Annotated in this window: 11 protein-coding genes; 5 read left to right on the top strand and 6 right to left on the bottom strand. The window is 69.1% G+C overall.

Annotated elements, in window-relative coordinates:
* Nucleotides 1-4: 4 nt before the first annotated feature.
* On the bottom strand, nt 5-6,031 hold the full coding sequence (locus tag AC1C2S_RS18090) for a family 78 glycoside hydrolase catalytic domain (RefSeq protein WP_495353987.1): 6,027 nt from the start codon (nt 6,029-6,031) through the stop codon (nt 5-7).
* 493 nt (nt 6,032-6,524) lie between these two features.
* On the opposite strand from AC1C2S_RS18090, the gene imuA' reads away from it, so the two are divergent.
* From imuA' to AC1C2S_RS18070, 4 genes are read left to right on the top strand one after another with little or no spacing between them, the layout of a single operon-like run.
* Nucleotides 6,525-7,256 (top strand): DnaE2-dependent mutagenesis accessory factor ImuA', encoded by a 732-nt coding sequence (gene imuA' / locus AC1C2S_RS18085; RefSeq protein ID WP_495353986.1) that lies wholly within the window; start codon nt 6,525-6,527, stop codon nt 7,254-7,256.
* Nucleotides 7,256-8,809, top strand: coding sequence for a DNA polymerase Y family protein (locus AC1C2S_RS18080; RefSeq protein ID WP_495353985.1), 1,554 nt, complete (start codon nt 7,256-7,258; stop codon nt 8,807-8,809). The genes imuA' and AC1C2S_RS18080 overlap by 1 nt, the downstream gene beginning before the upstream one ends.
* 16 nt (nt 8,810-8,825) lie before the next feature.
* Entirely contained in the window at nt 8,826-12,275 is a 3,450-nt protein-coding gene (locus AC1C2S_RS18075) for an error-prone DNA polymerase (protein WP_495353984.1), read from the top strand.
* 9 nt (nt 12,276-12,284) lie between these two features.
* Nucleotides 12,285-13,163 (top strand): DUF3097 domain-containing protein, encoded by an 879-nt coding sequence (locus tag AC1C2S_RS18070; protein ID WP_495353983.1) that lies wholly within the window; start codon nt 12,285-12,287, stop codon nt 13,161-13,163.
* Nucleotides 13,164-13,195: 32 nt separating this feature from the next.
* Here the strand turns inward: AC1C2S_RS18070 and AC1C2S_RS18065 are convergent, their stop codons facing one another.
* The 3 genes from AC1C2S_RS18065 to AC1C2S_RS18055 form a co-directional block, all read right to left on the bottom strand.
* The gene (locus AC1C2S_RS18065; RefSeq protein WP_495353982.1) at nt 13,196-13,951 is read right to left on the bottom strand and encodes an SDR family oxidoreductase; all 756 of its coding nucleotides are present in this window, start codon (nt 13,949-13,951) and stop codon (nt 13,196-13,198) included.
* A 7-nt stretch (nt 13,952-13,958) separates the two neighbouring features.
* Nucleotides 13,959-15,056, bottom strand: coding sequence for a VIT1/CCC1 transporter family protein (locus AC1C2S_RS18060; protein ID WP_495353981.1), 1,098 nt, complete (start codon nt 15,054-15,056; stop codon nt 13,959-13,961).
* A gap of 204 nt (nt 15,057-15,260) precedes the next feature.
* Nucleotides 15,261-15,737 (bottom strand): Lrp/AsnC family transcriptional regulator, encoded by a 477-nt coding sequence (locus AC1C2S_RS18055; RefSeq protein WP_495353980.1) that lies wholly within the window; start codon nt 15,735-15,737, stop codon nt 15,261-15,263.
* 108 nt (nt 15,738-15,845) lie between these two features.
* Here AC1C2S_RS18055 and AC1C2S_RS18050 point away from each other — a divergent pair, with 108 nt between their 5' ends.
* A complete protein-coding gene (locus AC1C2S_RS18050; protein ID WP_495353979.1) occupies nt 15,846-17,093 on the top strand; it encodes a trans-sulfuration enzyme family protein in 1,248 nt (415 codons plus the stop codon).
* 20 nt (nt 17,094-17,113) lie between these two features.
* On the opposite strand, the gene AC1C2S_RS18045 is transcribed toward AC1C2S_RS18050, so the two are convergent.
* Both AC1C2S_RS18045 and AC1C2S_RS18040 read right to left on the bottom strand, forming a co-directional pair.
* Entirely contained in the window at nt 17,114-18,493 is a 1,380-nt protein-coding gene (locus AC1C2S_RS18045; RefSeq protein ID WP_495353978.1) for an MFS transporter, read from the bottom strand.
* A 45-nt stretch (nt 18,494-18,538) separates the two neighbouring features.
* The gene (locus AC1C2S_RS18040; protein ID WP_495353977.1) at nt 18,539-20,335 is read right to left on the bottom strand and encodes a DEAD/DEAH box helicase; all 1,797 of its coding nucleotides are present in this window, start codon (nt 20,333-20,335) and stop codon (nt 18,539-18,541) included.
* Nucleotides 20,336-20,374: the final 39 nt, after the last annotated feature.

Raw genomic sequence — 20,374 nt, 5'->3', positions numbered from 1 at the left:
CACGTCAGATCATGCTCCTGTGCTGTGTCTGCTCCGCACGACGGCGTCGGCGGAGGATGAAGAAGAGGCCGCCCACGAACAGCAGGGTCATTCCGGCCCAGAACCAGGGCGCGGGCTCGGATCCCGTGGACGGCAGAACCCCGACCGGAATGGTGCCCGGCCCGCCTGAGCCGCCCCCTGCCAGGAGGAACACGATCGTGTGCTCGCCCGCAGCAACCGAAGTGGGAACCGTTGCCCGCAGCGCGATGACCCCGGAGGTATCCGCTACGGCAGTGCCGAGCACCACCGGATCGGAGTGCAGCTCGACTCGAACCGACTCGCCCGCGGTGAAGCCGCTCGCCTCGATCACGAGACGGTCGCTCGGCCTCACGGTGAGGCCATCGGGTGCGTCCGCGATCCGGCTCAGCTCCAGCGCTGCACCGGTGTTACCGGCCACGTCGACCGCGCGCAGCTGCACGCGCTCGGGGCTGCTCTCCGCAGCGAGGAGCGGGCTGAGGCCGCTCAACCAGCTCGTGCCGTCGAGCGAGTACTCGATGCGGTCCGCACCTGATCCTGCATCGCTCGCAACAGCGGTCATGGGCCCGGCCGTCGACAGCCAGCCCCAGACCATCGGATCGACGCGGTCGACCTTGACCTCCTGAACACCGGTCGCACTGGTGTTGCCCGCGACGTCGGTGGCGCGGAACTGCACGGTGTACTGGCCGTCGGGCAGATAGACCGGCTCGGAGTATTCGGTCCAGTCGTCCTCGCCGAGACGGTACTCGATCGAGTCGATCTCCGACCCGGCATCCGTCGCGGTCAGCGTCGCCGACGCATCTGCGCGCAGCCAGGCGTTAGCTCCCGCCCCCGACAGCTCGAGTGTCACGCTGGGTGCGATGCCGTCGGCGATCGAGATCGCGAGGCTGTTCGTGCCCTCGACGTTGCCCGCCACATCCGTCGAGGCATAGCTGACGGTGTGGTCGCCGAGCCCCTCGACGACGACGGCAGTGCCATCGAAGTCGGCCCAGTCGCCACCGTCGACCTGGTATCGCGTGGCTGCGACGCCCGAGCCTTCGTCGGTGGCCGAGAGCGTCACCGAGGCACGTTCGGCCGCTTCGTCGGCTTCGCTCGACGTGTCGCTCGCGTGCGTCACGGGGGCGACTGCGTCGACCTTGAACGACACGGCAGCGACCGCACTCTCGTTGCCCGAGGCATCCACCGCCCGATACTCGATCGTGTGTTCACCCGTTTCCGTCACCGTGATCGGGTCGGAATACGTCGTCCACTCGGCCCCGCCCGCCTTTCTGTACTGTGAGGTCACGTCGCCGGCTCGGTCATCCTGGGTCGCGATCGTCACGGTCGCATCGCCCAGAAGCCACCAGCTGCTCTCAGCTGCGGGTGCCGGCGTCACCGTTGCCATGACCACAGGGGCGATGGTGTCGGCGTCGACGGGTGAGGTCCAGAGGTCGGCGATCGAGGCGTCGAAATCGGAGTCGGCAGTGCGGTCCATCCGAATCCGCACGGTGCCGTCATTGCTGAGCGCCTTGGGATCGTCGACGAGGATCTGGTAGTTGCCGAGGCCGGCGGAATTCATTGTTCTGGTGAACACTCGCTTCTGCACGACCAGCCCGTCGACCAGCACGTCATAGCGCTTGAGCCGCGGTCCGTCGAAAGTCTCGATGGCCTGGATGACGAACGGTTCGTTCTTCGGAACCTGCATGTCGAACTCGAAGAACGAGCCACGCATGCTGCTGGTGTAGCGGCGACTGAGGCCGCCCTCGACGCTGGTTCCAGACGACGCGGACGCCGTCAGGCTGTGCGCCGACTCCGATGCGCCGTCTCCGAGGTCGATGTGATCGAAGCTCCCGTGCGACGGCAGCGGCACGGTCGCGTGGATAGCGACGGCCCCCGTGGCCAGGCCTGCTCCGTCTCGCTCGAATGCGACCGGGAGTGAGAGGTCCTCCTCGCTCAGCGTGGTCGGCACGAAGACCGTGACGGGAACGGTAATGGCGCCTCCGGCAGGCACTTCGATGATGCTCGTCGGCAGCGGGGTCGCCCAGCCGTTCGGCACGACCACGCACGCCTGCCCAGACACCGCGACGGTTCCTGTGTTCTGCAGCGTCACGTCCACAGTCGTCGCCGTTGACGGCGCGACCGTCCCCGGCGTCGCAACGGCATCGCTGACGGCGATGCCGGAGGCGACAGACGCGGTGATGGATGCCGAAGCCGACAGTTCGGTGTCGGCGTACGTGTAGTCGACCCGGGCGCCGAGCGTGAGGTCAGCCGGCAGTTGACTGCCGGGCACGGTGACCGTGAACTCGTCGACGTGGCTCTCGCCGGGGGCGAGGGCATCGAGCGTGCCGCCGATGGCCGGTTCGACGGTCCATCCCTCTGGCAGTGAGGGGGTCGCAGTGACGGCGGTCAGTGACTCGGTACCGGAGTTGCCGATCGTCGAGGTGAGGGTGAACCGGTCGCCGGGCAGGAGCGTGCTGGACTCGCCGATCGAGAGGTCGACCGAGATGCCGGTGAGGCCGGAGAGGACCTCGGTGAGCGCATCGTCGATGTGCTCGAGGCCGCCGGCCAGCACCGCCAGCGTCGCTTCGCCGATGCCAGAGGATGGGAGCCAGGCCTCCGCGGCCCTCACGGTGGCGAGCGCCGCCCGGAGCTGCATGATGGCACCGGCACCGTCGGCTTCGACGATCTCGATCGCATCGCTGATGTTCGAGATGGCGTCGGTCAGGTCGTCGGTCAGTCTCGCGGCCAGCTCGGCGGTGAGGTCTCCCCCACTCCGCAGGTCTTCGACCTGGTCGACCAGTGCTTCGGCCGCCTCGACGATCTCACCGAGGGCTCCTCGCTGCTCGCTGACGGCGAAGTCGTAGCTTCCTGAACCGACGACGACCACGACGTGCGCGGCGTCACCCGGGAGCATTTCGATGCCCTCGGCGTCACCGAGCGGTACGCCGCTCTCGGTCACGGCAGAGAGGTTCGCGGCTGGAATGCGCACCGTCGCAGTGGTGTTCACCGGCACCGTCGCCTTCAACGAGAAGCCGGCAGCATCGCGCGACCAGTCGCTCGAAATCTCCCCGTACACCGACTGGAAGGCGGCCTTGCCGGTGGTGAGACTGCCACCGGGGGTCGGCGCGATGATCGACGACTTGTACCCGGGCTCGTCTGCGCTGATGCCGCCGATGTTGCGATACATCCAGTCGCCGACCGCACCGAACGCGTAGTGGTTGAACGAGTTCATCGACGGGTCGCCGAAGTTTCCGTTGGCGTCGATGGAGTCCCAGCGCTCCCACATCGTGGTCGCCCCGGACTCGACCTCGTATCCCCACGAGGGAATGGTTTTCTGCTCCATCAGCCGGTATGCGGTGTCCCAGTTCCCGGTCTCGCTCAAGGCATTCATGAGCCAGGGAGTGCCGAGAAATCCGGTGGAGAGGTGATAGCCGCGAGACGCGATGTTGGCGACCAGTTTCTCGCCGGCCGCTGCGCGGAGCTCTGCCGGCACCAGGTCCATGCCCAGCGCCAACGCGTACGCCGTCTGGCTGCCGCTCGTGACGGTGCCGTCCGGCGCGACAAATTTCTCGACGAAGACGGCCGTCGCCTCCTCGGCGATGGCGCCGAAGCGTTCGGCATCCGCGGTCTCGCCGATCGCCGCCGCCATCTTGCTCATGAGTCGCGCGTCGTACGCGTAGTAGGCGGTGCCGAGCACCTCAGCGGGAGTGGCATCGGCCAGGTTGAGCCAGTCGCCGTACGGCCCGTCCACCCGGATGTAGTCGGGGAAGTTGGTCTCGAGGAACCCGAAGAATCCGAGCATCGACTCGTAGTTCTCCGAGATGACCTCGGTGTCGCCGTAACTTCTCCACGCCGTCCACGGAATGGTCACGGCGCCGTCCGACCAGCCGGTGCCGCTGTCGAACGCGTCGTCGGGCATCGGCGTCCACTGCGGGATCTCGCCGTCGTCCTTCTGCTTGTCGCGCACATCCTTCATGAACTTCTTGATGAACTCGAGCGAGTCCATGTTGAAGGTCGCCGTGCTCACGAACGCATTGAGATCACCCGTGTAGCCGAGCCGCTCGTCGCGCGCAGGCGTGTCGGTGGGCACCGAGATGAAGTTGCCTCGCTGCCCCCAGACGATATTCCTCTGCAACTGATTCAACATCGGGTCGGATGTCTCGAAGGCACCGGTCTGCTCGAGATCCGAGGAGAAGACCTGGCCGACGACGTCGACGAGCGCGGGGGGCGAGGACACGCCGCTGATCTCGACGTACCGGAAGCCGTGCTGCGTGAAGCGCGGCATGTAGGTGATGGTGCCGTCGGCGCCGAAGGTGTAGTGATCGGTCGCCTTCGCCGCACGCAGGTTGGCGGTGTAGAGACTCCCGTCGGCGCTGAGCACCTCACCGTGACGGATGGTCGCGTGCTGGCCGGCCACGCCGGTCAGGGTCACCTTCGCCACACCCGCCATATTCTGGCCGAGGTCGTAGATGTAGCTGCCTGCTGGAGCCTCGGTCTGCGCGACGGCCGGCAATTCGTGTGTGATGCGAACGGGTTCGTCGGTCTGCGGCCGCAGGTACTGGATCGCGGCGGAGTCGAGCACCGAGGCATCCGACCATGAAGAATCGTCGAAACCGGGCTGGTTCCAGCCGTCCTGGAGCCGGTTGGCGTCGTAGCTCTCGCCCATGAGCAGGTCGGCGCTGACGAACGGTCCGGGAGCCGTTGTCCAGCTGGAGTCGGTGCCGATGACCTGTTCCGTGCCGTCGGTGTAGTGGATGACGAGTTTGGCGATGACCCCGGGCTGCGAGCCGTAGCGGTTGGCGCCGAGCCAGGCGATGTGGCCGGAGTACCAGCCGGGAGCGACCATGGCCCCGATGGCGTTGTCGCCGCTCGCGATCAGCTCGGTGACGTCATAGCTCTGATACTGGATGCGTTGCGCGTAGTCGGTCCATCCGGGAGCCTCCTGCTGATCGCCGACCTTCTGCCCGTTGAGTGAGAGTTCGTAGAGCCCCAGAGCGGATGCATAGACGCGCGCGCTGGCGATCGCCCTGCCGTCTCGGGTGGGGAAGCTCTTGCGCAGGATCGGCAGGCTCGGCTTCCAGAGGGCCTCGACCGTGCCCGAGACGTGAAGACCGCCGTTCTCTCCGCGGAGGAGCTCGCCGACGCCGAACGGGTTGTCGCCGGAGTCGAAGCGCGATTCGTACATGGTCTCGGTCGGCGAATTGACGGTGATCGAGTGGAAGACGACGTCGTCGTGCGAAGAGTCGTGCAGGCGCACTCCGACGTATCCGCCGGAGTGCGAGGTGTCGGTGCGCACGTCGACGACGACGCCGTTGATCGTCGTCGTGATGGTGGAGCCGCTGAGCTGGATCGACATCGTCGCGCGGTGGGCGAGCACATCGGCGGCGAGGCCGACCTCGGTGAGATCGATCTCGTCAAGGACGGAATAGCTGCCCTCCACCCGGTTGTGCGGGCGCAGTTTCGGGTGGCCCGGCTCCGTGTCGTTCAGCTGCCACATGTAGGCGTTGCCCGTGTCCGTGGAGCTTCGCAGGTAGAGGCCGAAGCCGGTTCCGGGTTGGGCCGTGAAGTCGACGTTGACGGTGTAGTCGCGCCACGCCGCGGCCTGAGCGGTCGCGTCCGCACCGATCCAATCGCTCTGCCACTCGTCGTTGCTCAGCATCGCGGTCTCGAACGAGCCCGGCTCAGACCAGTCGGACTCATTGGAGCGGTTATCCCAGACCTTCACCTGCCAGACGTAGCGGGTCTCAGACACCAGGTCCGGACCGCCGTACTGCACACCCAGCTGCTGGTCGGAGTCGACTCGGCCGGCGTTCCAGACATCCGCTGATTCGAGCTGATTCTCAGAGCTCGCCACCCTGATCTGGTACGCCGTCTGGGTGACGCCTCGCTCGGTCGAGTGGAGCTGCCAACTCAGCAGCGGCGCCGCGCCCTCGATGCCGAGCGGATCGACCAGGCTGTTGGCTTTCAAGTCAGATGCCGTGAGCGCCGGAGCATCAGCTGCGCTCGCTCCCGCAACCGGCACGAGAATGCCTGCCACAGTGAAACCGATCGCGATCAGCAACACGCCGATCCCACGAACACGAGCGCGTGGCTGAGTGGATTCATGCATCGTTGCTGGAGCTCCAATCGTCATTGATCGGCCGTGAACAGCTGAAGGATCATTGAATCGATTCAGCGCGCCGCCGTCGAAACACTTTCATAGGGATTGGACCCACGTCAAGTGTTCGCACAACCGGTCCAAACATTCGGAGCCTCAGCCGTCAATGAGGCGTGAGTCGTAGATTCCTACGAATTCCCGCGCATCGCCCCCGCTTTCGCACATCGAAGATGCGGGTGTGGCTGCGCTCATTCGTACCCTGAATGGAGGCATTCGCGGAAGAATTCGAGAACGCCCTGCCCATGGCATAATGCGGCCTACCCCGGGGCGTGAACAATGCGGGCACTCATGAGAGCGAACACCAACACCCCAGGACAGTCGGCACTGCCGACTTGCTAGTTTCGAACATGTGTTCGAAACTAGGTGAGTGACCATGACCGCTCCCCTCGCCCCGGCTGAAGTGCCCTCGCGCGTCGAGGAGCTGCAGGCCCGCATCCGCGGGATGCAGGCCACGCGGCTCGACTCCAAGACGGTGCCTACACATCCGGCCCTCGAACAGGTGCTGCCGGGCGGCAGCCTGCGCGAGGGCACGGTCGTCACCGTCGAGGGCTCCACGACCCTGCTCATGGCCCTCCTCGCCGGCCCCTCGGCGAGCGGGCGCTGGGTTGCCGTCGCCGGCATGCCGGAGTTCGGCGTCGAGGCGGCCGCACGGTTCGGCATCGACCTCGACCGACTCGTGCTCGTGCCCGACCCGGGGCGGCAGTGGCTCGCCGTGGTCGGCGCGCTCGCCGACGTGATTCCCGTGGTCGCCGTGCGACCGGCCGGTCGGGTCGCCCCCGCCGAGTCGTCACGGCTGACGGCGCGGCTCAGGCAGCGCGGCACCGTGCTGCTCGTCGCGGGCGAATGGCCGGGCAGCGACGCGAGCCTCGGGGTCGAGACGAGCGAGTGGCACGGGCTCGAGCTGGGGCACGGGCATCTCAGCGACCGCGACGTCGTCGTCACGGCCGGCGGGCGCGGGGAGTTCGGCCGGCGTGCACGCTCGCGGCTCCGACTGCCGGGGCGTTCCCTCGAGTTCCAGGCGGCCGCCGACGATGAGACGCCCCGGGCACCGGTGCGCCTCGACGTGCCGGTGCGCCTCGATGAATACGTGCGGCGGGCCGTCTGATGATCGTCGACCCCGGCCGCACGATCGTGCTCTGGTGTGCCGACTGGCCCGTGTTCGCGGCCTGTCGCGAACACGGGATCGACCCGGCTTCCCCCATCGCCCTCACCGAAGGAGGGCAGGTCTTCGCCTGCTCGGCGGCCGCCCGCAGCGACGGTGTCGTTCGCGGATTGAAGATTCGCGAAGCCCAGTACCGCTCCCCCGCGCTCACGCTGCTCGACTACGACGCCTCGCTCGATGTGCGGGTCTTCGAACCGGTCGTGCGACGTGTCGAAGAGACGGTGCCTGGCGTGCAGCTCATCCGCCCGGGCACGCTCGCGATGCGGGCACGCGGCCCCGCCCGCTACTACGGCGGCGAGGATGCCGCGGCGCAGGCGCTCCTCGACACCGTCGCCGCACTCGGAGTGCCGGGGGCCAGGGTGGGCGTCGCCGACGGCCCCTTCGCGGCCGAGCAGGCCGCGCGGGCGACCGGCGAGTCTCCCGTGGGCATCGTCGCGCCCGGGACATCCGCTGCGTTCATTTCTCCGCTGCCCGTGAGCCTCGTCGTCGATGCGCGCACGTCGACCCTGCTCAACCGGCTCGGCGTTCGCACCCTCGGCGAGTTCGCAGCGCTACCCGAGGCCGATGTGCGGCGTCGCTTCGGCGCGGCGGGCGCGTTCGCACACGACCGGGCGTCGGGGCGCGAGCAGGCCAGGGTGCTCGCACGCACACCGCCGCCCGAGTTCGAGGTAGCGCAGGAGTTCGAGCCGCCGCTCGATCGCATCGACCAGCTCGCCTTCGCCTTCCGGGTGCATGCCTCCGAGTTCATCGAACGCATGCGGGCGAAGCGACTCGTGTGCACCGGCATCCGCGTCGAGATCGACGACGAAGGCGGCGGGCACTCGAGCCGAAGCTGGCTGCACCCACGCTGGTTCACACCCGCCGACGTCGTCGACCGGGTGCGCTGGCAGCTGCAGGGCGCGGGCACCGCCGACAGCGGACTCGCCTCGCCCATCGTGCGGCTACGCGTCGTGCCCGAACGCATCGACTCGACCGGCAACCACGAAGAGGGGCTCTGGGGCGGCGGACCCGACGAGCGCGTGCACCATGGACTCACCCGGGTGCAGAGCATGCTCGGCCACGATGCGGTCGTGACCGCGTCGGTCGGTGGTGGCCGCATGCTCGCCGACCGGCACGTGCTCGTGCCGTGGGGCGACCGGGTTCCCGAGCGCACGGGCGAGCAGACGGCGGCGCCGTGGCCCGGCAGCCTGCCCGCTCTCGCGCCCGCGAGCGTCTTCCGTGAGCGGCTGCCGATCGGGCTGCTCGACGCCAGCGGCTCCCCGGTCACGATCGACGCCCGTGGGGCGATCTCGGCGAACCCCGAACGCTTCGCGCTCGCCGGCGGCGTCGCCGCCCCTGTGCGGGCCTGGGCGGGGCCCTGGCCGGTCGTCGAGCGCTGGTGGGATGCCGAGCACGCCAAACGTGTGCACCGCTTCCAGATCGTCGACGACGACGGCTGCGCGTGGCTGCTCGTACGCGACGAAGCAGGCTGGTGGGCCGAAGCGAGGTACGACTGATGGGTGGTGGTCCCTGATGGGGTGGAACAACCCGGGCATCCCGTGGTCGGAGCTCGAGCGCAAGCTCTCCGATGCGCGTCGGCCGGGTGCGCCCAAGCTCATCGTCGACGGCGGCGACAGTCCGGCGTGGAGCCGCAAGCGGCATCCGTATCGCCCTGCAACCGACCTCGAGGCGCCGGCCGGGCCGGTCGTGCCCTACGCCGAGCTGCACGCGCACTCGAACTTCAGCTTCCTCGACGGCGCCTCATCACCCGAGCAACTGGTCGAAGAGGCGCATCGGCTGGGGCTCACGGGGCTCGCCATCACCGACCACGACGGCTTCTACGGCATCGTGCACTTCGCCGAGGCCGCCGAGAGCTTCCCCGAGCTGCAGACGGTCTTCGGCGCCGAGCTCTCGCTCGGCCTGCAGGGCCCGCAGAACGGCTTCGCCGACCCCGAAGGCGAACATCTGCTCGTGCTCGCCAGACGCGAAGCCGGCTATCACCGCCTCGCCGGCGCGATCACCGCCGGTCAGCTCGCCGGCGGCGAGAAGGGGCGACCGGTGTACTCCCTCGAAGAGCTCGCCGAACGGGCGGCCGGTGAGTGGATCGTGCCGACCGGATGCCGCAAAGGCGCGGTGCGTCGTGCACTCGCCGAGGGCGGGGCGGATGCCGCGGCGCGCGAGCTCGATCGCCTCACCGCGCTCTTCGGCCGTGAGAACGTCGTGGTCGAGCTCTTCGACCACGGGCATCCGTTCGATCAGCAGTCCAACGACGCCCTCGCCGGACTCGCCGAGCGGGCAGGCCTGCCGCTCCTCGCGACGAACGCCGTGCACTACGCGACTCCGCCCGAGCATCGCCTCGCCGCGGCCCTCGCGGCGGTACGGGCGCGCCGCAGCCTCGACGAGCTCGACGGATGGCTGCCGGCATCCGACCAGCTGCATCTGCGCAGCGGCGCAGAGATGGCCGAGCGGTTCGCCCGCTACCCCGGCGCCGTCGCCCGCTCGGTGACGCTCGCCGAAGAGCTCGGCTTCACCCTGCGCAGCGCCCGCCCGAAGCTGCCGAAGCAAGAGGTGCCGGCAGGACACACGCCGATGAGCTGGCTACGGGTGCTCGTCTGGCAGGGCGCAGAGCAGCTCTACCCCGGTGTGCCGATGCATGTGCGCGAGCGGCTCGAGCGCGAGCTCGACGTCATCGAGTTGAAGGACTTCTCCGGCTACTTCCTCATCGTGCACGACATCGTCGCCGAGGCGCGGCGGCGCGGCATCCTCTGCCAGGGGCGCGGCTCGGCGGCGAACTCGGCGGTCTGCTACGCGCTGCGCATCACCGCGGTCGACTCGATCGGGTACGGGTTGCCGTTCGAGCGATTCCTCTCCGCGCTCCGCGATGAGGAGCCCGACATCGACGTCGACTTCGACTCCGACCGGCGCGAAGAGATCATCCAGTACGTCTACGACAAGTACGGCAGGCAGAACGCGGCGCAGGTCGCGAACGTCATCAGCTATCGGCCGAAGGTCGCCGTGCGCGACATGGCGAAGGCGCTTGGGTACTCCACCGGCCAGCAAGATGCGTGGTCGCGACAGGTCGAACGCTGGGGCGCCGTGGTCGAGACCGACGACCACGACATCCCAGACGCCGTCGTCGAGCTCGCAGGCCAGGTGCTCACCTTTCCGCGCCACCTCGGCATCCACTCGGGCGGCATGGTGCTGACCGACCGCCCAGTCGGCGAGGTGGTGCCGATCGAGCACGCCCGCAAAGAGAACCGCACCGTGGTGCAGTGGGACAAAGACGACTGCGCATGGATGGGCCTCGTGAAGTTCGACCTGCTCGGCCTCGGCATGCTCGCCGCCCTGCAGTACACCTTCGACCTCGTGCGGGAGTCGACGGGTGAGGTGTGGGAACTCTCGACCCTGCCGAAAGAAGAGGAGGCGGTCTACGACATGCTCTGCCGCGCCGACTCGATCGGGGTGTTCCAGGTCGAGAGCCGGGCGCAGATGGGCACGCTCCCCCGGCTCAAGCCACGCTGCTTCTACGACCTCGTCGTCGAGATCGCGCTCATCCGTCCGGGGCCCGTGCAGGGCGGCGCGGTGCATCCGTACATCCGACGCCGCACGGGTGAAGAGGCGGTGAGCTACCTGCATCCGAAACTCGAGCCGGTGCTCGAGCGCACGCTGGGGGTTCCCCTCTTCCAGGAGCAGCTCATGCAGATGGCGGTCGCGGTCGGCAACTGCGACGCCGCCGACGCCGACCAGTTGCGGCGTGCCATGGGCTCGAAGCGCGGGGTCGAGAAGATCGAGCGGTTGAAAGCGAAGCTCTACGCGGGCATGGCTGAGAACGGCATCGAAGACGAGGTCGCCGACTCGATCTACGCGAAGATCGAGGCTTTTGCGAACTTCGGCTTCGCCGAGAGCCACGCCCTGAGCTTCGGACTGCTCGTCTATGCGAGCTCGTGGCTGAAGCTGCACTATCCGGCCGCGTTCCTCGCCGCGCTCCTGCGCGCGCAGCCCATGGGCTTCTACTCGCCGCAGACGCTCACCGCCGATGCGCGGCGCCACGGCGTCGAGATGCTGCGCCCCGATATCCTGCGGTCGGGGGTGCACGCGGGGCTCGAGACGAGCGAACCGCTCGCTGAGCCTGTCGAAACGGGTTCCCTTCGACCGGCTCAGGGAACGCAGCATCCGACCGGCCTCGATGCGTGCGCGAACCCGGTGCAGCCGCCCATCGGCAAGGATTTCGACCGCACCGCACCCGACCGCGGGGCTGAGCACCGTCGTGACGGGTCGTTCGCCGTGCGTCTCGGTCTCGCCGACGTCTCCTCCATCGGCAAGGCCGTCGCCGAGCGCATCATCGCCGAACGCGAGGCCCGCGGCCCGTACCGCGACATGGCCGACGTCTCGCGTCGCGCAGCGCTCGACGCCACCCAACTCGAGGCGCTCGCCGCTGCCGGCGCTTTCGACGGGTTCGGGCTCGAGCGACGCGAAGCCCTCTGGCTTGCGGGCGAGGCCGCCGCCGACCGCGAGGAGTACCTCGCGGGCTCCGTCGTCGTCGTGCAACCACCGCTGCTGCCGATGCTGAGCCCGGCCGAGCAGGTCGTCTACGACCTCTGGGCCACGGGCATCTCCCCTGACGACCATCCGATCCGGTACGTGCGCGAACGGCTCGACGAGCGCGGGGCCATCCGCATCGACCGCTTGCAGCAGGCTGAAACGGGCCGCCGCATCGAGGTGGGCGGGGTGGTCACGCATCGGCAGCGACCGGCGACGGCGAGCGGCATCACCTTCCTCAACCTCGAAGACGAGTCCGGCACGCTGAATGTGATCGCCGGCGTCGGGGTGTGGAACCGCTACCGGCGCATCGCCCGCGAGGCCCCCGCGATGATCGTGCGGGGCATGCTCGAACGATCACGCGAGGGAGTCACCAATCTCATCGCCGATCGATTCGAGCCGCTCACCGTGTCGGCGCCGCACCGATCGCGCGACTTCCGTTAGCCTCGACCGGTGCCCGCGACACCCTCTGATGCCTCCAGCCATGATCCCCTCGACCGTTACGGAGCCGACGTGCTCGCCGGCGATTGGAAGGCTCGCGGCCGTCGCACCATCCCCGAGGTCGAGGCCGAACGCGATCTTGTCGTCGAGCTCGCCGAGAACGGCTTCTGCGGTGCGGTGACCGGTGTTGCGAAGGGTGTCGTGACACTCGAGGATCGTTTCGGCGGCAAGCGGATGTTCCCGCTCGGTCACGGCTTCCTCGTCGACGGCGAGGCCGTGCAACTCGTCGCACCGAAGGCGAAGGCTCCCGCAGGGCGGCTTCGGACGGCGTCGGGGTCGTTCGCGGCACCGTCGGCGCCCGCCCGGGTCGCACTGCCGAGTCGCATATTCGTCGAGGGCCGCCACGACGCCGAGCTCGTCGAGAAGGTCTGGGGCGCTGACCTGCGCATCGAGGGCGTCGTCGTCGAATACCTCCAAGGCGTCGATGTGCTCGGCGACGTGCTCGCCGAGTTCACGCCGGGCCCCGGCCGCAAGGCGGGCGTGCTCGTCGACCACCTCGTGCCCGGCTCGAAGGAGCAGCGCATCGCCGACGCCGTCATGCGCGGCCCGCACGCGGCGAATGTGCTCGTCGTCGGGCACCCGTTCATCGACATCTGGCAGGGCGTGAAGCCCGCGCGCCTCGGCAAGACGGCCTGGCCGGTGATTCCGCGAGGCACAGAGTGGAAGCACGGCGTGTGCGATGCGTTCGGCTGGCCGCACGCCGAACAGGCCGACATCGCCCGCGCCTGGCAGCACATCCTCGGTCGCGTGCGCGGCTACGGCGACCTCGAACCCGCCCTGCTCGGCCGCGTCGAGGAACTCATCGACTTCGTGACCGCGCCGGCCGGATGATGCTGCCGTAAGAACGCATCAATCACGGCGCATCAGATCGAGAAGCCGCCGTCGCTCTTGATCAGCTGACCCGAGACCCATCGCCCCTCGTCTGAGATGAGGAAGCGCACCAGTCGTGCGGCATCATCGGGCGTGCCGAGACGCCCGCTCGGCTGCGCTGCGATCAGCGCCGTGCGGGTCGCGTCGTCCATCCAACCCGTGTCGACGGGCCCCGGATTCACGAGGTTCGCCGTGATGCCGAGCGGCGCCAGTTCACGGGCGGCCGCGATGACGATGCGGTCGAGGGCACCCTTGCTCGCGCCATACGGCAGATTGCCGACGACGTGATCACTGGTGAGGGCGACGACCCGGCCGCCGCCATCGACCGGCACCTGCGCGGCGAAGGCCTGGAGCAGCAGCCACGATGCCCGGGTGTTCACGGCGAAGTGACGGTCGAAGCTCTCGAGCGAGGTGTCGAGGAGGCCGGAATCCACGCCTTCTGCGTGCGAGAGCACGAGCGCACCGATCGGTCCGAGCTCGGCAGACGCTTGGGACACGAGTCGGCCGGGCACCTCAGGATCGGCGAGGTCGGCGTCGATGCCGAGCGCACGCACGCCGATCGCGCGAAGCTCGGCCTCGAGCGCCGCAGGGTCCCGGTCGGGATCGCCGCCCAGCGACATCCGCCGGTCGTAGTCGCCCAGGTAGCTGAATGCGATGTCCCAGCCGTCGGCGGCGAGTGAGGTGGCGATCGCCCAGGCGATGCCGTTGCTGCGGCCGGCACCGGTGATCAGGGCAGTACGTCGTGACATGGAGCTCCTAGGCGATGGTGGTGCCGAACGCGAGTCCGAGCACGTAGGTGATGGCCGCCGCGCCGAGTCCGATGGCGAGCTGGCGAAGCGCCCGCTTCAGCGGCGACGCCCCGGAGAGGAGGCCGACGATCGCCCCGGTCGCGAGCAGCGCGATGCTCACGAGCACCGTCGCCGTGATGATCGCCGGAAGCCCGGTCAGACCGAAGAGGTAGGGCAACACCGGAATCAGTGCGCCGGATGCGAAGAAGCAGAAGCTCGAGATCGCGGCAGAGAGCCCGGTGCCGACGGCCTCGTCGTCGTGCTCGACGACGCTCAATGCATCGGTCGGGGTCTGCGCCTGCTCGGCCGCGTGCACGCGGGCGACGACGAGCGCGGCGTGCTCGACCGCGGCCCGCTCCTCCATGCCGCGCGCCCGGTAGACGAGCGCGAGCTCGTTGGCGTCGATATCGAGGTCGGGCAGGGCGTCCCGCGCAGAGGGGTCGGGGGCGGATGCCTCGAGCAGTTCGCGTTGCGACCGCACCGAGACGTACTCTCCTGCGCCCATCGACAGTGCACCTGCGAGCAGCCCGGCGACGCCAGTGAAGAGCACCACCGACACGGGCACTCCCGTGGCGCCGATTCCGAGCACGAGTGCGAGGTTCGAGACGAGGCCGTCGTTGGCGCCGAAGACGGCGGCACGGAAAGTGCCGGCGAGCCGGCGGCGCCCTCGGGCGGCGAGCCCGCGCACGACCTCGCCGTGGATGCGTTCGTCGGCGGCCATCGCGGCGGTGGCATCGGGGTCGCTCGCATACGGCGACCGCGCTTCGGCACGCTGAGCGAGCGCGAGCACGAAGATCGACCCGAATCGTCTCGCGAGCGCGCCGAGCAGGCGCGTGCGCACGTCGGCGCGAGGCGCGCCGTGGTCATCGCCGCCGAGCAGCTCGAGCCAATGCGCCTCGTGGCGCCCCTCCGCGGCGGCCAGCGCGAGCAGGATTTCACGTTCTTCGCCGTCACGTCGTGCCGCGAGCTCCCGGTAGACGGCGGCCTCTGCGCGCTCGTCGGCGAGGTATCGCCGCCATCGGGTGCGGTCGGTCGAGGCTCCGCTCGACTGGTCGTTGCTCATCATGCTCCCATTTCACGGCGGGGCTTTCACGCCGGGGCGCCGGCAGCCGTGGCCGTGCTCGCGCCGCGCCATCGCTTGCCGGCCGCTCGCACGGCCAAAGTCACGATATCGGCCGGTGCCCGCGGGAACGCGCGGTTCGCTCGGATTGGCAGGATTTCGGAACGCCGAACCGGCGGGCGGGAGGGCACCCGGCAACGACGGCGGGCCTCAGCTGACGAGCCGGTTCCAGCCGTCGCCGTCGACGTGTTCGAAGATCAGGTTCGTCTCGGTGTGGGCGACGGCCGGATGCCCCGTGAGGTACGCGAGCACGAACTCGCGGAGTTCTTCGGCGTCGCGCGCGGCGACGTGGAGCAAATAGTCTTCCGCACCCGCCATATGGAAGACGCCGAGCACACCGGGCAAGTGGGGCACGGCCTGACGGAAGGCATCGATCTCACTGCGATCGTGCTTCACGAGACGAATGGCGATGAGCGCCTGAAGCGAGACGCCGAGCGAGGCGAGATCGACGTCGACACGGTAGCCGCGCACGGTGCCGAGACTCTGCAGGCGCCGCAACCGGAGCGATACCGTGGACTCGGCGACCCCGACCTCGGCGGCGAGGGCGGCACCCGAGGCACGAGCGTTCGTCGAGAGCGCCTGCAGCAGTGCGCGATCGACCCGGTCGAGTTCTGGTTTCTGCGCCATCAGTCGGCTCCTTGAGTCTGGAATGCAGAAGATTCGAGATTTCGAGCATATCGCATCGATGCTTCATGCCGGGTTGCCGAATGTCACAGATTCTGCTTGGTTCGACCCATGCAGACATCGTCGTCGCATCTCGAGACCCGCGCCGTCCACGGCGGCATGGCGGGCGTTCGAGAGAGCGGATCCCATGTGCCCGTGATCGACTTCTCGACCACCAACCCGCTCGATTCCGTCGAGACCGGCGGTGCATCGTACGAAGAGCTCGCGACCGGCCACGACCTCGGCGAAGGCCGTTCCGCGGTCTACCAACGTCTCTGGCAGCCGGGCGTCGCGCGCTTCGAGGAGTCGCTCGCCGGTCTCGAGGGCACCGAAGGCGCCGTCGCCTTCGCGAGTGGCATGGCCGCGCTCGCAGCGACGCTGATCGCCACGGCTTCCGCTGGCCGGCCGCACGTCGTCGCGGTCCGGCCGCTCTACGGCGGCACCGACCATGTGCTCGCGAGCGGCCTGCTCGGCACCGAGGTCACATGGGCGGATGCCGCGGGCATCGCCTCGGCCCTCCGCCCGGACACCGGGCTCGTGGTCGTGGAGACACCCGCCAACCCGACGCTCGAACTCGTCGACATCCGGGCCGTTTCGGATGCCGCGGGCGACGTGCCGGTGCTCGTCGACAACACCTTCGCAACCCCCGTGCTGCAGCGCCCGGTCGAACACGGTGCGACGCTCGTGCTGCACAGCGCCACGAAGTACCTCGGCGGACACGGCGACGTGATGGGCGGCGTCGTGGCGGGCGACCGCGCCTGGGTCGAGCGCCTGCGGCAGGTGCGGGCACTCACCGGTGGCCTGCTGCATCCGATGGCCGCATACCTCTTGCACCGCGGACTCCGCACGCTCCCCCTGCGCGTGCGCGCGCAACAGGAGACGGCCGCCGTGCTCGCCGAGCGGTTGCTCGCGCATCCGGCGGTCGCCGGGGTGCACTACCCGGGCCTGCCCGGCCAGGACCCTGCCGGGCTCCTCGGCACGCAGCTCCAAGGGCCTGGGTCGATCATCGCCGTCGAACTCGTCGGCGGCTACGACGCTGCAGCACGGTTCACGGAATCGTGCGAGCTCATCACGCACGCCGTGTCGCTCGGCGGCGTCGACTCGCTCGTACAGCACCCGGCTTCGCTCACGCACCGACCGGTCGCCGGTGAGGCGAAGCCCGGCGCGGGCATCGTGCGCCTGTCGATCGGGCTCGAGCACGTCGACGACCTCACGAGCGACCTCATGGCCGCGCTCGACCGCGCGGCCGAACTGGGCGGTCTCCATGGAGTCGTCGGCGCGCGCGGCGCTTCCGAGCGAGCGGATGTCCCGATACGCTGACGCCGTCGCCGGCGACGAGCTCAGTCGTGGACGCCCTCGGACGCTGACGCGACCGACGCCGGTTCCGAGTTGCGGATCCCGATCCACGACACGATGCCACCGACGACGAGAAACACGGCCGTCGCGATCGCGACGCGGTGATAGCCGTCGACGTCGAGCTGCGTGCCGACGATGACACCGATCGAGGCGATCGCGACGAGCCCCGCGATGCGTGCCACTGCGTTGTTCACCGCCGAGCCGATGCCGGCCCTCGCCGGGTCGACCGCGCCGAGGATCGCCGCGGTCAACGGCGCGACGGTCATAGCCATACCGAGACCCGTGACCACGATGCCGGGCAGGAACTGCGTCCAGTACTCGACATCCGGCGCCACCATGAGCGTCAACAAGTACCCGACTGCGACCGTGATCGGGCCGAGCGTCATGAAGATCCGCGGCCCGAGGCGCGACGAGAGTCCGCCGAACCACGATCCGAGGAAGACGATCATGATCGTCGGCGGCAGGGTCGCGAGCCCGGCCAGCGTCGCGGAGAAGCCGGCGTACTCCTGCAGGAAGATCGTGATCGCGAACGGTCCGAGCGAGAACGCGGCGTAGATGAAGAGCGTGGCGAGGTTGCCCGCCGCGAAGTTGCGCGCGCGGAAGAGGCTGAGTGGCAGCATCGGCTGCGGCGCCCGATGTTCCCACCACACGAACACCACGAGCGCGACGAGGCCGACGACGAGCGGAATGTAGACCACCGGCGACGACCAACCGAACCGGCCCTGCTCGATGAGCGCGAAGACCGTACCGCCGAGGCCGACGACGCCGAGCGCCGCCCCGAGCCAGTCGATGCGCTCCTTCGCGGGGTTCGGCGCATCTCGACCGAGCGCGTGCATGAAGACGAGGGAGAAGGCGATCGGCAGCAGGTTGATCCAGAACACGAGCCGCCACGAGACGAGATCGACGAGCGCTCCGCCCAAGAGCGGCCCGATGAGGAAGGCGACGGTGGTCCACGCGGTCCAGCGCCCGATCGCCTTGCCCTGCGCCGCAGCCGGGAAGGTCGCGATGATGAGCGCGAGCGAACTCGGCACGAGAAGCGCCCCCGCTGCGCCCTGGAGTGCCCTGGCGATCACGAAGACGAGACCGTCGGGCGCGACCGCGCAGAGCACCGAGGTGGCGGCGAAGCCGTAGAGGCCGATGCGGATGATGCGCAATCGCCCGAAGGAGTCCGACAGTGAACCGGCGAGCAGGATCAGCGAACCGAGGGTCAGGAGGTAGGCATCGACCGCCCACTGCTGCAGCGCGAGACCCCCGCCGAGCTCCGCTTCGATCGCCGGCAAGGCGACGTTGATGACTGCGCCGTCGAGGAACGCGATGAATGAGACGACGATGGCGACGACGAGTACTCGCGAGCGACGTTCCATAGGGGTCATGCTAGACCCGCCACGGATGCCGCGAGCCGGCGAGGCTCAGCGGCTGCCGAGCCGTTTGCGGAGGAACTCGATGCGCGCCTGCAGCTGCGTGACCGTCGCCTGCGCGACCGCGGGGCCACCGCAGACGCGGCGCAGCTCGGCGTGCACCTGGGAGTGCGCTTCGCCCGTGTGACGGGCCCAGAGCCCGACGAGGCTGTTGAGCAGAGAACGTTGCTCTTTCAGCGTGCGGTAGAGGGCGACCGGCTCGGGATTCTCGTCGGCGACCACCTGCTTGCGCCGCTCCCCCACGCGCCGCGCCTGTCGTGCCTGACGGTGCCGGAGCAACTCGGAGACCTGCTCGGGCTCGAGGATGCCGGGGAGCCCGATGAAGTCGAATTCCTCGTCGCTGCCGGGCTCGGCGAGGGTGCCGAACTCGGTGCCGTCGTAGAGCACCCGGTCGAACGAGGCATCCGACCCGATTGCCTCCCACGTGCCGAGGCCGGCCTCTTCGGAGGCGCGCTCTTCGCGGTTGGCCGACTCGAGCAGGCTGTCGTCGAGGCCGTCATCGTCGTTCTCGCCGCTGCGCCGGTCGAGCGCATGGTCGCGCTCGAGTTCGAGCTGCGCGGCCAGCGCCATGAGACCGGGCACGTTCGGCAGGAAGACCGACGCCGTCTCGCCGCGGCGCCGCGCCCGCACGAAACGCCCGATCGCCTGGGCGAAGAAGAGCGGCGTCGAGGCGCTCGTGGCGTAGACGCCAACCGCCAGACGCGGCACGTCGACGCCCTCGGAGACCATGCGCACCGCGACCATCCAGCGGCTCGTGCTCTCAGAGAACTCTTCTATGCGCGCGCTCGCCTCCTTCTCGTCGGAGAGCACGACCGTGACCTTCTCGCCGCTGATCTGCTCGAGGATCTGCGCGTACGCCCGCGCGACCGTCTGGTCGGTGGCGATGACGAGCCCGCCGGCGTCGGGGATGCCGTGTCGTACCTCGGTCAGGCGCCGATCGGCCGCCGCGAGCACCGCGGGGATCCACTCGCCGCTCGGCTCGAGCGCGGTGCGCCACGCCGAAGAGGTGATGTCTTTCGTGTTGTCTTCGCCGAGCTTCGCCTCCATCTCGTCGCCGGCCTTCGTGCGCCAGCGCATATGGCCCGCGTAGACCATGAAGAGCACCGGGCGCACGACGCCGTCGGCGAGGGCGCGGCCGTAGCCGTAGTTGTAGTCGGACTTCGAGAGCCGCACGCCCTGCGCGTCGGGCTCGTACTGCACGAACGGAATGGGCGCCGTATCCGATCGGAAGGGCGTGCCCGTGAGCGAGAGTCGCTTCGTCGCCTGCTCGAACGCCTCGCGGATCGCGTCGCCCCACGAGAGGGCGTCGCCGCCGTGATGCACCTCGTCGAGGATCACGAGCGACCTGCCCGAGAGGGTCAGCTCACGGTGCAGTGCCGGCCGCATCGCGACCTGCGCATACGTGACGGCCACGCCGTGATAGTGCCGGGCGCTGCGGCCGTGGGCGTTGCGAAAGCCGGGGTCGAGCCGGATGCCGGCGCGCGCCGCGGCATCCGCCCACTGGCGTTTCAGGTGGTCGGTCGGCGCGACCACCGTGATGCGGTCAATGATGCGGCGCGAGCGCAACTCGGCCGCGATTCGGAGTGCGAACGTCGTCTTGCCGGCACCGGGAGTGGCAGCCGCGAGGAAGTCGCGGGGCAACTCGGCGAGGTACTGCTCGAGTGCTTCGGCCTGCCATGCACGAAGCTTCGAGGCCGTGCCCCACGCTGCACGTTCGGGGAATGAGGGTGAGAGGTGCTCGGCGGCTGACGTGCCCGGTTGGGGGCCGAAAGGGATCGCGGTGCTCACTGAATCCGAGCGTAGCGGAGGGGGCCGACATCCTCGAAC

The organism is Agromyces sp. Y782, assembly GCF_059445405.1.
This window is presented reverse-complemented; position numbering and strand designations above follow the sequence as displayed.